Origin of the sequence: Cupriavidus neocaledonicus (genome assembly GCF_000372525.1) — a bacterium.
Lineage (GTDB): Bacteria > Pseudomonadota > Gammaproteobacteria > Burkholderiales > Burkholderiaceae > Cupriavidus > Cupriavidus neocaledonicus.
Map to the genome: position 1 here is coordinate 182460 of NZ_AQUR01000104.1, position 14325 is coordinate 196784.

At 66.9% G+C, this 14325-nt stretch carries 13 protein-coding genes; 1 reads left to right on the forward strand and 12 read right to left on the reverse strand.

Annotated elements, in window-relative coordinates; all coding sequences use genetic code 11:
• Positions 1-49: 49 nt before the first annotated feature.
• The 11 genes from hflX to ndk form a co-directional block, all read right to left on the reverse strand.
• A complete protein-coding gene (gene hflX, locus A3AG_RS0123465) occupies positions 50-1315 on the reverse strand; it encodes a GTPase HflX (RefSeq protein WP_018007769.1) in 1266 nt (421 codons plus the stop codon).
• Between the two features lie 228 nt (positions 1316-1543).
• Positions 1544-1783: an RNA chaperone Hfq gene (hfq, locus tag A3AG_RS0123470; RefSeq protein ID WP_012353158.1), complete on the reverse strand. Its 240-nt coding sequence runs from the start codon at positions 1781-1783 to the stop codon at positions 1544-1546.
• 209 nt (positions 1784-1992) lie between these two features.
• On the reverse strand, positions 1993-3336 hold the full coding sequence (gene der, locus A3AG_RS0123475; protein WP_026164427.1) for a ribosome biogenesis GTPase Der: 1344 nt from the start codon (positions 3334-3336) through the stop codon (positions 1993-1995).
• Between the two features lie 218 nt (positions 3337-3554).
• Positions 3555-4730 carry an outer membrane protein assembly factor BamB gene (gene bamB / locus A3AG_RS0123480; protein WP_018007771.1) on the reverse strand — a complete coding sequence of 392 codons (1176 nt, stop codon included), beginning with the start codon at positions 4728-4730 and terminating at the stop codon, positions 3555-3557.
• A 78-nt stretch (positions 4731-4808) separates the two neighbouring features.
• Positions 4809-5441 (reverse strand): YfgM family protein, encoded by a 633-nt coding sequence (locus A3AG_RS0123485; RefSeq protein WP_018007772.1) that lies wholly within the window; start codon positions 5439-5441, stop codon positions 4809-4811.
• Positions 5442-5498: 57 nt separating this feature from the next.
• Positions 5499-6869: a histidine--tRNA ligase gene (gene hisS, locus A3AG_RS0123490; RefSeq protein ID WP_018007773.1), complete on the reverse strand. Its 1371-nt coding sequence runs from the start codon at positions 6867-6869 to the stop codon at positions 5499-5501.
• Between the two features lie 38 nt (positions 6870-6907).
• Entirely contained in the window at positions 6908-8200 is a 1293-nt protein-coding gene (gene ispG / locus A3AG_RS0123495) for a flavodoxin-dependent (E)-4-hydroxy-3-methylbut-2-enyl-diphosphate synthase (protein WP_018007774.1), read from the reverse strand.
• Between the two features lie 49 nt (positions 8201-8249).
• Positions 8250-9260 (reverse strand): RodZ domain-containing protein, encoded by a 1011-nt coding sequence (locus A3AG_RS0123500; protein WP_018007775.1) that lies wholly within the window; start codon positions 9258-9260, stop codon positions 8250-8252.
• Positions 9253-10032: a type IV pilus biogenesis/stability protein PilW gene (gene pilW / locus A3AG_RS0123505; protein ID WP_018007776.1), complete on the reverse strand. Its 780-nt coding sequence runs from the start codon at positions 10030-10032 to the stop codon at positions 9253-9255. Before pilW ends, A3AG_RS0123500 begins: the two co-directional genes overlap by 8 nt.
• The gene (gene rlmN, locus A3AG_RS0123510; protein ID WP_018007777.1) at positions 10029-11183 is read right to left on the reverse strand and encodes a dual-specificity RNA methyltransferase RlmN; all 1155 of its coding nucleotides are present in this window, start codon (positions 11181-11183) and stop codon (positions 10029-10031) included. The genes pilW and rlmN overlap by 4 nt, the downstream gene beginning before the upstream one ends.
• Before the next feature lie 36 nt (positions 11184-11219).
• Positions 11220-11645 (reverse strand): nucleoside-diphosphate kinase, encoded by a 426-nt coding sequence (gene ndk, locus A3AG_RS0123515; protein WP_012353167.1) that lies wholly within the window; start codon positions 11643-11645, stop codon positions 11220-11222.
• Between the two features lie 373 nt (positions 11646-12018).
• Between ndk and A3AG_RS0123520 the strand changes: the two genes are divergently transcribed.
• Complete coding sequence (locus A3AG_RS0123520) at positions 12019-12723, forward strand: Bax inhibitor-1/YccA family protein (RefSeq protein ID WP_018007778.1); 705 nt, start codon at positions 12019-12021, stop codon at positions 12721-12723.
• Between the two features lie 63 nt (positions 12724-12786).
• Here A3AG_RS0123520 and rlmD read toward each other — a convergent pair whose 3' ends face one another.
• Positions 12787-14115 carry a 23S rRNA (uracil(1939)-C(5))-methyltransferase RlmD gene (gene rlmD / locus A3AG_RS0123525; protein ID WP_035849529.1) on the reverse strand — a complete coding sequence of 443 codons (1329 nt, stop codon included), beginning with the start codon at positions 14113-14115 and terminating at the stop codon, positions 12787-12789.
• Positions 14116-14325: the final 210 nt, after the last annotated feature.

The window sequence follows — 14325 nt, forward strand, 5'->3', positions numbered from 1 at the left end:
CGTCGAGGCGGCATCGAGATGGCGGCCGCCCTGCGGGTGGCCGCCAGGCCTACAGCCGGCGCGGATCCGCCGCATCGGCATTGTCGCCGTCGTCCGCCACGCCCTCGTCGACGCCATCATGGTCACCCTCGCCGGCGTCATCGGACTGCGCCACCTCGTCCAGGCGCGGATCATAGGGTTGCGGCTCGGGCGGGCGGCTGGCCAGCCATTGCGCCACCTCGACCACGGCCTCGCGCAGCGCGTCCAGGCCCAGGCCCTCGCGCGCGCTCAGGAACACGCGGGTGGGGATGCCGTCCGCGTCGCGCTCGATGCGCGGGCCGTCGCCCAACAGTTCGGGCGCGGCGTCGATCTTGTTCATCACCACGATCTGCGGGATGTCCAGCGCGTTGATTTCGGCCAGCACCCGGTTGACCTGCTCGATCTGCTCGTGGCGCACCGGGCTCGATGCATCGACCACATGCAGCAGCAGGTCGGCATGCACGGTCTCGTCCAGCGTGGCACGGAACGCCGCCACCAGCTGCGTCGGCAGGTCGCGGATAAAGCCAACCGTGTCCGACAGCACCACGTTGCCCAGGCCATCCAGGAACAGCCGGCGCGAAGTGGTGTCGAGCGTGGCGAAGAGCTGGTTGGCCGCATACGCGCCGGCCTTGGTCAGCGCGTTGAACAGCGTCGACTTGCCCGCGTTGGTGTAGCCCACCAGCGAGATGCTGAGGGTGTCGTTGCGCGCGCGCGCGCGCCGCTGGGTGCTGTGCTGGCGCTGCAGCCGCGACAGATCGGACTTGAGCCGCTTGGCGCGCTCGTCCAGCATGCGGCGGTCCAGCTCGAGCTGGCGCTCGCCGGGACCCCCGCGCATGCCGATGCCGCCCTTCTGCCGCTCCAGGTGGCTCCACGCGCGGACCAGCCGCGACGCGCGGTACTGCACCTGCGCCAGTTCCACCTGCACCTTGCCGACATGGCTCTGCGCGCGCTGCCCGAAGATATCGAGGATCAGGCCGGTCCGGTCGATCACGTGGCGGTGCAGGAAGCGCTCCAGGTTGCGCTGCTGCGCCGGGCTCAGCGCGTGGTTGAAGACAACCACGTCGGCATCCAGCGCGTCGGCGGCTTCCTTCAGCTCCTCGGCCTTGCCCGAGCCGATGAACAAGGCCGGATCCGGCCGCGAGCGGCGGCCCGTCAGCGTATGCACCGGCAGCGAGCCGGCGGTGGTGGTCAGCAGCGCCAGCTCGCTGAGGCTTTCCTGGAAATCATGCTTGCCGAAGTCGACGCCGACGAGGATGGCGCGCGAAGGGGCGGTATTGGAGGTGGCTCTGGGGTCCAAGGGCGGGCGCGAAGGCGCAGGGAAATTCGGGTTCAGGGGAAGGGATGGCGGATCTCGGACACTGTCCTGGCCCCTGCCGGGACAGGCCGCCGCATGGTGCGGAACGTGGCGGCGGGCGCATTGGCAAGCGCCGGGCCGCGCGGCACCGGGTGCGTCGGCACACCGGCGCCGGGCATCGTGGCGGCGCCGCCTGGCGCCCGTACGATGCCCTGGGGCAGATCGGTCAGATCAGGCCTCGGCGGAATCATCCACGCGGAAATTGACCGCGCGTGCCGGCACGACGGTGGAAATCGCATGCTTGTAGACCATCTGGGTCACGGTGTTGCGCAGCAGGACGACATACTGGTCGAACGATTCGATATTGCCTTGCAGCTTGATGCCATTGACGAGATAGATGGAAACCGGCACGTGCTCTTTGCGCAGCGCGTTCAGGAACGGGTCTTGTAGCAGTTGCCCTTTGTTGCTCATGGCACACTCCAAATTTATAGGTTTAGTGGTGAATGATGGGGATGGAAATCCCCGGTTCAAGTCAGGCGGCGCAAAAACGCGCCAGAAAAAAGATCAAAACGGTACCAAGTTGGCGTCAATGCGCAGGGAAGCCCCTGCTACCGTGAATTTAGCCGCAGTTCCAAACGAACGCAAACGAAAACTGGCCCGCCAGGGATCCGATTCCGGACTCACTCCTTCGAGTCCGCGTACGGATTTTTGTTCGTGCGAAATTCGATGCGCAGGGGCGTGCCCTTGAGCTTGAAGGCCGCACGGAAACGGTTTTCCAGGTAGCGCCGATAGGTCTCGGCCACGCCCGACAGGGCATTGCCGTGGATCACGATGATGGGCGGATTGGAGCCGCCCTGGTGCGCATAGCGCAGCTTGGGCCGCGATGCGCCGACACGCTTGGGCTGCTGGAATTCCACGGCTTCCTGCAGCACCCGCGTCAGCTGCGGCGTCGGCAGCTTGACCATGGCCGCGGCATACGCGTCGTCGACCGAGCGCATCAGCGCGCCGATGCCGGTGCGCTCGCGCGCCGACACAAAGTGAAAGTTGGCGAAGCTGAGGAATTGCAGCTTGCGCTCGAGGTCGTGCTTGATGCGGTCGCGCGTGTGGCCGTCCAGGCCGTCCCATTTGTTGACGCCCACCACCAGGGCACGGCCGGACTCGACGATAAAGCCGGCAATATGCGCGTCCTGGTCGGAAATATCCTGCTGCGCGTCGAGCAGCAGGATCACCACGTTAGCGTCCGCGATCGACTGCAGTGTCTTGACCACCGAGAATTTCTCGATCGCCTCGAACACCTTGCCGCGCCGGCGCAGGCCGGCGGTATCGATCAGCGTATAAGGCTTGCCGCCGCGCTCGAACTCCACATAGATGGCGTCGCGGGTGGTGCCGGGCATGTCGAAGGCGATCACGCGCTCTTCACCGATCAGCGTATTGACCAGCGTGGACTTGCCCACATTGGGACGCCCGACGATGGCGATCTTGACGCCCTTGCCCTCGTCCGAGGCTTCCTCGGCCAGCTCGGGGCGTTCCTGCACCGCCAGCTCGATGGCTTCATCGACCAGCTCGCGCACACCGTCGCCATGGGCGGCGGAGATCGCGTACGGATCGCCCATGCCCAGTTCGTAGAAATCCGCGGCCACCGAGGTGTACTTCATGCCCTCGGCCTTGTTGACCGCCAGCATGATGCGCCGGCCGGTCTTGCGCAGGTAATCGGCGATGGCGCGGTCCTGCGGCGCCAGCCCGAGGCGGCCGTCGACGATAAAGATCACCACGTCGGCCTCGACCACCGCCTGCTTGGTCTGCTTGGCCATCTCGGCGACGATGCCTTCCTTGACCACGGGCTCGAAGCCGCCGGTATCGATGGCGATGAACGGACGTTCGCCGATGCGCCCTTCGCCATAATGGCGGTCGCGCGTCAGGCCCGGCAGGTCGGCAACGAGCGCGTCGCGCGAACGGGTCATGCGGTTGAATAGCGTCGACTTGCCCACATTGGGGCGGCCGACAAGTGCGATAACTGGTTTCATACCATAAACGGAAACGGGGGCCGGCAACTGCCGCCCCCCGGTAACTCCGGAGTCAAGGGTTTCAACGGCAGCCCGCGCCACCTGGGCGCGGGTTGCCGCCTGTCCTGTCGGGCGCGGCGCGGGTCACCGACCCGCTGCAATTGCCGCGCCAAGGATCATGCTACCGGATTCGGCGCCGGCCGTACCGACAGGTGTACGGCAGCGCGCATTGGGTCCTGTCAGCCAGGCTGGAAACCGTAGACGTCGCCGTCGCGCGTCTGGATCACCAGGGTCTGCCCCGCCACCACGGGCGCGGCGGTGATGGCGCTGCCATCGGTCTTCACGCGTGCCACCACCTGGCCGTCTTCGCGCGACAGGAAGTGGACATAGCCTTCGAAGTCGCCCATCACCACCGAGCGGCCCAGCGCCAGCGGCGCGCCCAGGCGGCGGTTGCGCAGGTCGGCGTTCTTCCAGCGCTCGCTGCCGTTCTGGCGGTCGAAGGCATGCACCACCGATTGCTCGTCGCTGGCGTAAAGCGCATTGTCATCCTGCGCGAGACCCGCCGGCGACGAGAAATCCTTGCCCCACTGGGTCTGGCCGCTGGCCAACTCGAGGCAGGCGACCCGCCCCTGGAAGGTGGTGGCGCAGACCTGACGGCCGCTGACCATGGGCAGGCCGGTGACGTCGTTCAGGCGCTCGATCTCCGAGACGCCCTTCGGGTAGGACACCGCGCTTTCCCAGCGCAGCACGCCGTTGCCCGGCGTCAGCACGCCAAGCTTGCCGCCGGGGAAGCCCATCACGATGCCGTCGCCGGCGAATACCATGCCCATCGCCGCGCGCAGGTTCAGCGGCGTCTGCGAACGCTGGTAGATCCAGCGGCGCTCGCCGGTCTCGGCATCCAGGCCGAACACCCGGGTATCGGTGGTGCGCACCACCACCAGGCCGTTGCCGACCAGCGGTGCCGACAGGACCTCGCCGTTGACCTGCTTCTTCCAGATCTGCTTGCCGCTGGCGTCGAAGGCATAGACCGCGCCCTTCTCGCCCGCCACCGCGGTCACCGTGCCGTCGCTGCCCGGCCCGGAGGTCAGGTCCACGTCGGTCTTCGCCTTCCACAGCACGCGGCCGCTGGCGCCTTCGAGCGCCATCACGTTGCCGTTGTTGGACGACACATAGACATTGTTGCCCGCCGCGGCCGGCTGCATCGAATAGGGGCCGCTCTTGCCGACATCGGCCTTCCAGGCCTGGCGCACCGCCAGTGTGGCCGATACCGGCTTGAGTTCGGCGGGCGGGTGCTTGTTTTCCTTGCTGAACAGCGCGCAGCCGCCCAGCGTGGCCAGGCAGGCAGCCGCCACCAGCGCACGGGAAATCGTGCGCGCGGGCTGGCGATGTACGGCATGGGAAAGCACTGACGTCATAACTTTACGGTCCTGTGGTTCGATCCGCGGGATCAACGGTATGGCTACGGTATGGCTACGGTTCAAGCGGTGGCCGGATCAGGCCGTGCCCAGCGCATCGAGCTTGAACTGGATGATCTGGCGCATCGCCGACTCTGCCTGGCCCAGCTTGTCCAGCGCCTTGCGATAGGCGGTGCGGGCATCGTCGCGCTTGTCCTGCGCGGCGAGCAGGTCGCCACGGCGGTCGGCATAGAGCGCGACGAATGCGGCCGGCGGCTCTTCCTTGAGCAGCGCCAGGCCCTGGTCATAGGCCTTTTCGTCCAGCAGCACGCCCGCCAGGCGCACCCGCGCCAGGTGCGAATACGCTTCGTCGCCGTGGTCGATGGCCCATTGCAGCTGGCTCTTGGCGGCGCTCAGGTCGCCCGCATCGTACAGCACGCGGCCGGCGACCAGTGCGCTCATCTGGCCGTAGGCGGTACGGCCGAACTTGCCTTCCAGGTCGGTCGCGGCGCGCTTGACGCGCTCGACATCGCGCGCCTCGGCGGCCTTGAGCACCTGCTCGTACAGCACCGCGGCTTCGCCGGCCTGCTTGCGCTCCCAGTACTTCCAGCCGTTCCAGCCGGCAAAGGCCAGCAGCGCGATGATCAGCGCCCACGTCAGCGCATTGCCATACTGGCGCCACCAGGCCTTCAGATTCTCAAGCTGTTCCTGTTCTTCTAGATCGTAAGCCATGTCGAGGCAATCACCTGCGTTGGTTGGATACTCGTGGTGTCGGGCTGCGGCGCGCGCTTATTCGCTGGCGCCGACCATGGCGTCGATCAGGTAATCGACCAGCCCTTCGGCCGGCACGGTGGCCTGTTGCCCACCGCCTTCGGCCTGCTCGCGCTGTCGAAGTTCCTTGACCTGGACCACCCCGGCGGCCACTTCGTCGTCGCCAATGATAACGGCATAGGCCGCGCCGCTTGCGTCGGCGCGCTTCATCTGCGACTTGAAGCTGCCGCCCTTGCCGTCCGGGCTGGCGTGCAGCACCACGTCGAGGCCGGCGTCGCGCAGGCGCTCGGCGGCCACCATCGCCTGCTGCGCGGCGGCCTCGCCCTGGTGCACCAGGTAGACGTCGCAACCCACGGCTTCGGGCACCACGCCCTCCTCGCGGATCAGTTCGATGATGCGCTCGATGCCCATGGCCCAGCCGCAAGCCGGGGCCGGCTTGCCGCCCATCTGCGCGATCAGCGGGTCATAGCGCCCGCCGCCGGCGATGGTGCCCTGCGCGCCCAGCTTGTCGGTGATCCACTCGAACACCGTCAGGTTGTAGTAATCGAGGCCGCGCACCAGGCGCGGGTTGATCTTGAACGGGATGTTGTTGGCCTTCAGCAGGCGCTGCACGCCCTCGAAGTGCGCCAGCGATGCTTCACCCAGGAAGTCGATCAGCTTGGGCGCGTTGGCCGCCATCTCCTGCAGCGCCGGGTTCTTGGTGTCGAGCACGCGCAGCGGGTTGGTGTACAGGCGGCGCTTGCTGTCGTCGTCGAGGATGTCCTGGAAGCCTTCCAGGTACTTGATCAGCTGCTCACGGTGCGCCGCGCGCTCGTCGGCCTGCCCAAGCGAATTGATTTCGAGGCGCACGCCGGTCAGGCCGAGGTCGTCCCACAGGCGCTGGCACATCAGGATGATCTCGGCATCCACGTCCGGGCCGGCAAAGCCCAGCGCCTCGGCGCCGAGCTGGTGGAACTGGCGATAGCGGCCGCGCTGCGGACGCTCGTGGCGGAACATCGGGCCGGTGTACCACAGGCGTTTGGGGCCGTCGTACAGCAGGTTGTGCTCGATGGTGGCGCGCACCGCAGCCGCCGTGCCCTCCGGGCGCAGCGTCAGCTGCTCGCCGTTGAGCGAATCGGTGAAGGAGTACATCTCCTTCTCGACGATGTCGGTGACCTCGCCGATGCCGCGCACGAACAGCTGGGTATGCTCGACGATGGGCGTGCGGATCTGCTGGTAGCCGTAGGCGCGCAGCATCGCGCGCGCGGCATTCTCGAAATGCTCCCACAGCGGCGCGTCGGCCGGCAGCATGTCGTTCATGCCCTTCACGCCCTGCAGGGCCTTGGCGGGGCGTACCTTCGGTTCGGTCTTGGCAGCACCGGCGGCGGCCATGTTCTCGGTTTGCGTCATTCTGTTCTAGTCAGGCTGCTGGCCCTGGCCGGTCCGGCTCAGGCTGCCACTTCTTTGCCGGCCCGCGCAGCGCCCGGGCCGTAATGCGTGCGAACGTACTCGTCTACGATCGCCTGGAATTCTTCCGCGATGCGCTCGCCGCGCAGCGTCTTCACCTTGACGCCATCGACGAACACCGGCGCGGCCGGCGATTCGCCCGAGCCCGGCAGCGAAATGCCGATATTGGCGTGCTTGCTTTCGCCCGGGCCATTGACGATGCAGCCCATCACGGCCACGTCCATTTCCTCGACGCCCGGGTAGGCGGTCTTCCATTGCGGCATCTGCTCGCGCAGGTAGGCCTGGATGCTGGCCGCCAGCTCCTGGAACACCGTGCTGGTGGTGCGGCCGCAACCCGGGCAGGCGATCACCATCGGGGTGAAATTGCGCAGGCCCATGGTCTGCAGGATTTCCTGCCCGACGTACACCTCTTTCTCGCGCGGCGCGCCGGGTTCCGGCGTCAGCGAGATGCGGATGGTGTCGCCAATGCCTTCCTGCAGCAGCACCGACAGCGCCGCGGTCGAAGCCACGATGCCCTTGCTGCCCATGCCGGCCTCGGTCAGGCCCAGGTGCAGCGCGTAGTCGCAGCGGCGCGCCAGCTCGCGGTAGACCGCGACCAGCTCCTGCACCTGCGACACCTTGCACGACAGGATGATCTGGCTGCCCGGCAGGCCGATCTCCTCGGCCTTGCGGGCGGAATCGATGGCCGAGGTGATCAGCGCCTCGATCATCACGCTCTGCGCCGGCCACGGCTCGGCGCGCCCGGCGTTCTCGTCCATGATGCGTGCCAGCAGGTCCTGGTCGAGGCTGCCCCAGTTCACGCCGATGCGCACCGGCTTGTTGTAGCGGCATGCCATCTCGATCATCTGCGCGAACTGGGTATCGCGCTTGGCGCCCTGCCCCACGTTGCCCGGGTTGATGCGGTACTTGGACAGCGCCTCGGCGCAGGCCGGATAGTCCTGCAGCAGCTTGTGGCCGTTGTAGTGGAAGTCTCCCACCAGCGGCACGTCGACACCCATCCGGTCGAGCTGTTCGCGGATCGACGGCACCGCGGCGGCGGCCTCGGGCGTGTTCACCGTGATGCGCACGATCTCGGAACCCGCACGCGCCAGCTCCTTGACCTGGATCGCGGTGCCGATGGCGTCAACCGTGTCGGTATTGGTCATCGACTGGACCCGCACCGGCGCGTCGCCACCGATGGTCACCACATTGTCGCCCCACGCGACCCGCGCCTGGCGGGTCTGGCGGCGCGGCAGCGGGCCCGGCAGGACCGGGAGACAGAGCTGTTGGTTCATAGCGTTACCACCTTGCAAAGACGTACCTTGCCGCACCGCGCACCCTGCTTCAGGGCAGCGTCAGGCGCGCCACGTTGTTGCGGTTCGCTGCCTTCAGGTCGACCGGCGTGCCGCCGCGCGTGAACGCTTCGACGCCCTTGACGTTGCCGATCACCACCCGGTACGGCGCCGCGCCGCCGCCAGCCATGGTCTGGCCGGCCTTGGCGGTGCCGCCCATGACGACCTTGCCGCTATTGTCGCGGATTTCAAACCAGGTATCGGCGGCAAAGCGGATCTGCAGCTCGCCCTCGCCGACCGCTGCGGCCGATGCCGTCGGAGCCGTCGGAGCCGTCGGAGCAGCCGGTGCCGATGCCGCCGGCGCCGCGGTGGCTGCCGCCGCTGCGGGGGCTGCCGCGGTTGCCGAAGCTGAAACGGTGCTGGCCGGAACGGTTTCGGCCGACGGTGCCGGCGAGTCGCTGGCGGCCATCACCGGCGGCAGCGCCGCGGTCACGATACCGGCTTCGGTGCTCGCATTGTCCGCGGCCGGTGCCTCGGCCGCCACGGTTTCGGCGGCGCTGCTGCGCGCATCGATCCACGCACGGATATGGTCGAGCCCGAACCAGACGCCGGCTGCCACTACCACCGCCATCAGTGCCAGCCAGACCCAGCGGCCGCCATTGCCGCCGGAGCGGAAGCGGTTGCGGTCGTCGAAGGCCGCATTGATGCCGCCCTCGCGCTGGCGGGCGATTTCCGCCACCTGCGCCACCGGGCGCGGCTGGAAGCGCGCCAGCAGCGGGTCGATATCGACATGGAGCATGCGTGCATAGGCGCGCATCACACCCTTGGCGAAGGTCACGTCGGGCAGCGCCTTCAGGTCGGCCGCCTCGATCGCGCGCAGCTTGCTCGCCGCCACCTTCAGCCGGGCGCTGACGTCCTCGACCGACATCCGCTGCGCCTCGCGCTCGCGTGCCAGCGCCGCGCCGATCTCGCGCGCCGCGGTTTCACGTTCCCCTTCATGCGCGCCCCCGCCGACTGCTTGCGTCGGTACGGCCTGGCCTGCGGCGCGGTCGTGCTCACTCATCCCATGCTCCTTGTTCGTAGGCGGCCACCTCGCGCGAGTCGGGGAAGCGGCTGCGCAGCTGCGCGCCCAGCGCATCCTGCGTGCGGCCGTCGCCCTGACGGTGGGCAATGCGCGCTCCCAGCCAGAGGGATTGCGCAGTGACAAATTGGCTGTTGTTGACGCGCTGGACGTACTGGCGCGCCTGGACGTAATCGCCGCGCCGGTAGAACACCAGCGCCAGGTTGGTGTTCGCCACCGGGTTGTTGCGGTCGTAGCCGAGCGCGGCCTTCAGGTTCTTCTCCGCCTCGGCGCTGTGGCCCTGGCGCAGTTCGCACGCGCCCAGGCTGATCAGCGGCTTGACCGCGCCACCGGCCGACGGCGCCGACACGGCCCGCTGCAGCATGGGCACGGCCTCGCCGTAGCGCCCTTGCTGGCACAGGAACCAGCCGTAGTTGTTGAGCAGGTCGCCGTCATTGGCGCGCATCGACGCGGCGGTGCGGAAGCTGTCCTCGGCCAGCGTCGGCTCGTTCATGCTCATGTAGATCAGCGCCCGCACATGATAGGCGTCGGCCAGCGACGGATCGATGGCGATGGCCTGCTTGATCTCGTCAAGCGCGACCGCGTTCTGGCCGGCCTCGAGATAGTTGGTGGCCAGTTGCAGCCGGATGCCGGCCCGGCGCCTTGCCTCGGTCTGGTCGGAAGCGGTCTGGAGATCCTGCGCCGGCGCATGCGGCAGCTGGCACCCGGACAACATCAGCAGCCCCAGCAGGGCCGCAGCGATCAGACGGATCATGCAGGGCGCGCCTCCCGCGGCTGGCCGCTGGCAGTGACCGGCACCAGCGGCGTGATCTTGCCGAACTTGCCGCGTTCGGCAAGGCGGGTGCGGTCTTTCACTTCCCCGGCCAGCTGGCCGCAGGCGGCGTCGATGTCGTCGCCGCGGGTCTTGCGGATGGTGGTGACGATGCCCGCGTCCATCAGCACCTGCGCGAAGCGGCGGATCTGCTCGTTGTTGGAACGCTTCAGGCCCGATTCGGGGAAGGGATTGAACGGGATCAGGTTGAACTTGCACGGCACATCGGCGACAAGCTTCAGCAGTTCCCGCGCATGCTCGACGCCGTCGTTGACGCCGTCCAGCATGCAGTATTCGAAAGTAATGAAATCGCGCGGCGCGAATTCCAGGTAGCGGCGGCATGCCGCCATCAGCTCGGCCAGCGGGTATTTCTTGTTCAGCGGCACCAGCACGTCGCGCAGGGCGTCGTTGGACGCATGCAGCGACACGGCGAGCGCGACCGGCAGGTCCTTGGACAGGCGGTCCATCATCGGCACCACGCCGGAGGTGGACAGCGTCACGCGGCGGCGCGACAGGCCATAGGCGTTGTCGTCCAGCATCAGGCGCATGGCCGGCACCACGGCGTCGTAGTTCAGCAGCGGCTCGCCCATGCCCATCATCACCACGTTGGAGATGACACGGTCATCCTTGGGGCCGCGACCCAGTTGCTCGCGCATGGCGAACTCGGCCATCCACAGCTGGCCGATGATTTCGCCGGTGCTGAGGTTGCGCGAAAAGCCCTGCTTGCCGGTGGAACAGAACCGGCAGTTGACGGCGCATCCCGCCTGCGAGGAAACGCACAGCGTGCCACGCGTTTCCTCGGGGATGTACACCGTCTCCACCGCGTTGCCCTCGCCCACGTCGAGCAGCCACTTGCGCGTGCCGTCGGCCGACAGGTTGTCGGTGATGACGGCAGGCGCGCGGATCTCGGCGCGGGTCGCAAGCTTTTCGCGCAGCGACTTGGCTAGATCCGACATGGCGTCGAAGCGGCTGGCACCGTAGTGGTGGATCCAGCGTTGCAGTTGCCGCGCACGGAACGGCTTCTCGCCGAGCTCGCCGCAATAGGCGGTGAGCGCGTCCGCGTCGAGGTCGAGCAGGTTGACGAGAGTGTTCATGACGGCAAACTCGGCTTGGTGTCAGTCAGCAGCCGATCAGCGGCTGTAGACGTTCATGCCCGGGAAGAAGAATGCCACTTCCACGGCAGCGGTTTCAGCGGCGTCCGAGCCGTGCACGGCGTTGGCGTCGATGCTGTCGGCGAAGTCGGCGCGGATGGTGCCCTTCTCGGCCTTCTTCGGGTCGGTGGCGCCCATCAGGTCGCGGTTCTTGGCGATGGCGTTCTCGCCTTCCAGTGCCTGGATCATGACCGGGCCCGAAACCATGAAATCGACCAGGTCCTTGAAGAACGGACGCTCCTTGTGGACGGCATAGAACTGCTCGGCTTCGCCGCGCGACAGGTGCACCATCTTGGCAGCAACGATCTTCAGGCCGGCGGCCTCGAAACGGGCGTAGATCTGGCCAATCACGTTCTTGGCCACGGCATCCGGCTTGATAATCGACAGGGTGCGTTCGATCGCCATGAAAAACTCCGAAAAATGAAGGGGTTACAAATGGATTAAACGTGCAATTCTAGCACGAAGACTATGACCGTTTCGAGGGTCTTGCAGACCTCCGGACGGGCCCGCCCGCCCCTCGCGCACATGCCGCCATCAAGTTGCAGGAACCGCACATTACAACCTTGTCATCCCTGGAACGCAGCGCCGCCGCTAACATCCAATGTGAGCGGCGTCGAACGGACGCGAGCGCGCGCTAAGTGACTGCTGAATAACCGCGCCCTTGCAATCCGGCCTGCCCGATGCCACATTGACGATGGTTCCGTCCGGCGTCCATACGAAACTTCGCATCTGGAGTCTCGCAACGCCGGCGCCTCACCGTTTTGAGACAGGAGTCACCATGGATAACAAGCTGAACACCTACGGTTTCGGCAACAGTGCGTCGACCGTCACTGACGTCGTCGTTCGCAATCGGGTCTTGCGCAACACTTACTGGCTGCTGGCCCTCTCGATGATTCCCACCGTGCTCGGTGCGTGGATCGGCGTGGCCACCGGCTTCAGCTTCATGGCGGGCAGCCCCGGCCTGTCGCTGATCCTGTTCCTGGCAATCGCGTTCGGGTTTTTCTTTGCCATCGAGAAGACCAAGAACAGCAGCATGGGCGTGGTCCTGCTGCTGGGCTTTACGTTCTTCATGGGCCTGATGCTGTCGCGGCTGATCAGCGTCACGCTGTCGTTCTCGAACGGCCCGGCACTGATCATGTACGCCTTTGGCGGCACCGCGGCCGTGTTCGGCGCGATGGCGTCGATCGCCACCGTCAGCAAGCGTGATTTCTCCGGCCTCGGCAAGTTCCTGTTCGTCGGCGTGATCCTGCTGATCCTGGCCAGCGTGGCCAACATCTGGCTGCAGCTGCCGGCGCTGATGATCACGGTGTCGGTGATCGCGATCGGTATCTTCTCGGCGTACATCCTGTTCGACGTGCAGCGCGTGGTGAACGGTGGCGAGACCAACTACATCACCGCCACGCTGGCGATCTACCTGGACGTGTACAACGTGTTCGCCAACCTGCTGGCGCTGCTGGGCATCTTCGGCGGCAACCGCGAATGACGGCATACGCCGCAGCATGAAAAAAGCCGGCCAGTTGGCCGGCTTTTCTTTTGGTCGCTGCGATCAGTCGCGGTCGAACACCGCGATCGATTCCACATGCGACGTATGCGGGAACATGTTGACTACGCCGGCGCCGCTCAGGCGGTAGCCCGCCTCGTGCACCAGCAGGCCGGCGTCGCGCGCCAGCGTGGCGGGGCTGCACGACACATAGACGATGCGCCGCGGCAGCACGTCGCTGCCCTGCTGCGCCAGCTCGCCGAGCGCCTTGCTTACCGCGAGCGCGCCTTCGCGCGGCGGATCGACCAGCCAGCGGTCGAAGCGCCCCAACGCGGCGATGTCGTCAGCCGTGACTTCGAACAGGTTGCGGCACGCGAATTCCGTCTTGGCGGCCAGCCCGTTGTATTCCGCATTGGCCAGCGCGCGCGTGGTCAGCGCCTCGCTGCCTTCGATGCCCATCACCGACCTGCCCTGCGTGGCCAGCGGCAGCGTGAAATTGCCGATGCCGCAGAACAGGTCGAGCAGGCGGTCGCCCGGCTGCGCGTCGAGCAGGCGCAGCGCGCGGCCGATCAGCACGCGGTTGATCTGGTGGTTCACCTGCGTGAAGTCGGTCGGCTTGAACGGCATGCGGATGCCGAACTCCGGCAGCGTGTAGGCCAGTTCGGCCTCGGCGGGATAGAACGGATAGACCGTATCCGGGCCCTTGGGCTGCAGCCAGAACTGCACATTATGCACATCGGCGAAGGCGCGCAGCAGGTCCTTGTCGGCATCGGTCAGCGGCTCCAGGATGCGCAGCACCAGCGCGGTCACTTCCTGGCCCACGGCCAGCTCGATCTGCGGCATGCGGTCGCGGATCGACAGCCCCATCACCAGCTCGCGCAGCGGCACCAGCATCGCCGACACATGCGGCGGCAAGATCTCGCAGCGCGTCATGTCGGCAACGTAGCTGCTCTTGCGCTCATGGAAGCCGACGAGCACCCCGCCCTTCTTGGCCACATGGCGCACCGTCAGGCGCGCGCGGTAGCGATAGCCCCAGTCGGGCCCGGCGATCGGGCGGAACACCACGTCGGGCTTCACCTTCGACAAGTGCCACAGGTTGTCTTCCAGCACGCGCTGCTTGATGGCCAGTTGCGCACGCGAATCCAGATGCTGCATCGAGCACCCGCCGCAGACGCCAAAGTGCTGGCAGCCCGGCTCGACACGCATCACCGAGGCCTGTCGCACTTCGCCCAGGTGAGCCTGCTCGTAGCTCGGCTTGCGGCGATAGCTGCGATAGCTGACGGTCTCGCCGGGCAGCGCGCCCTCGACGAAGATCACCTTGCCGGGCGTGCCGTCCTCGTTGACCAGCCGGCCGACGCCGCGCGCCTCCATGTCGAGGCTGTCGATCGTCACCACGGGGTCGTCCACGGGCGTACCGCCCTGGGCGGCACCACGGCCACGGGAGTTCTTTGCGACGGGGGCAGCACCTTCGACGGCCGCAGCAGCCGGCACGGCCGGCGATTCTTGTGGGGAGGACACGGCTTGGGACACCAGATCAAACCTGACGTATTGTTTTACGAAAGCGCGATTGTATGCCAGACCGGGCCGCCTTCGTCGGCGCAGGTC

Coding starts and splice junctions, on each gene's coding strand:
- hfq (WP_012353158.1), bottom strand. CDS start 1,783: ATGAGCAACAAAGGGCAACTGCTACAAGACCCGTTCCTGAACGCGCTG.
- der (WP_026164427.1), bottom strand. CDS start 3,336: ATGAAACCAGTTATCGCACTTGTCGGCCGCCCCAATGTGGGCAAGTCG.
- bamB (WP_018007771.1), bottom strand. CDS start 4,730: ATGACGTCAGTGCTTTCCCATGCCGTACATCGCCAGCCCGCGCGCACG.
- A3AG_RS0123485 (WP_018007772.1), bottom strand. CDS start 5,441: ATGGCTTACGATCTAGAAGAACAGGAACAGCTTGAGAATCTGAAGGCC.
- hisS (WP_018007773.1), bottom strand. CDS start 6,869: ATGACGCAAACCGAGAACATGGCCGCCGCCGGTGCTGCCAAGACCGAA.
- ispG (WP_018007774.1), bottom strand. CDS start 8,200: ATGAACCAACAGCTCTGTCTCCCGGTCCTGCCGGGCCCGCTGCCGCGC.
- A3AG_RS0123500 (WP_018007775.1), bottom strand. CDS start 9,260: ATGAGTGAGCACGACCGCGCCGCAGGCCAGGCCGTACCGACGCAAGCA.
- pilW (WP_018007776.1), bottom strand. CDS start 10,032: ATGATCCGTCTGATCGCTGCGGCCCTGCTGGGGCTGCTGATGTTGTCC.
- rlmN (WP_018007777.1), bottom strand. CDS start 11,183: ATGAACACTCTCGTCAACCTGCTCGACCTCGACGCGGACGCGCTCACC.
- ndk (WP_012353167.1), bottom strand. CDS start 11,645: ATGGCGATCGAACGCACCCTGTCGATTATCAAGCCGGATGCCGTGGCC.
- A3AG_RS0123520 (WP_018007778.1), top strand. CDS start 12,019: ATGGATAACAAGCTGAACACCTACGGTTTCGGCAACAGTGCGTCGACC.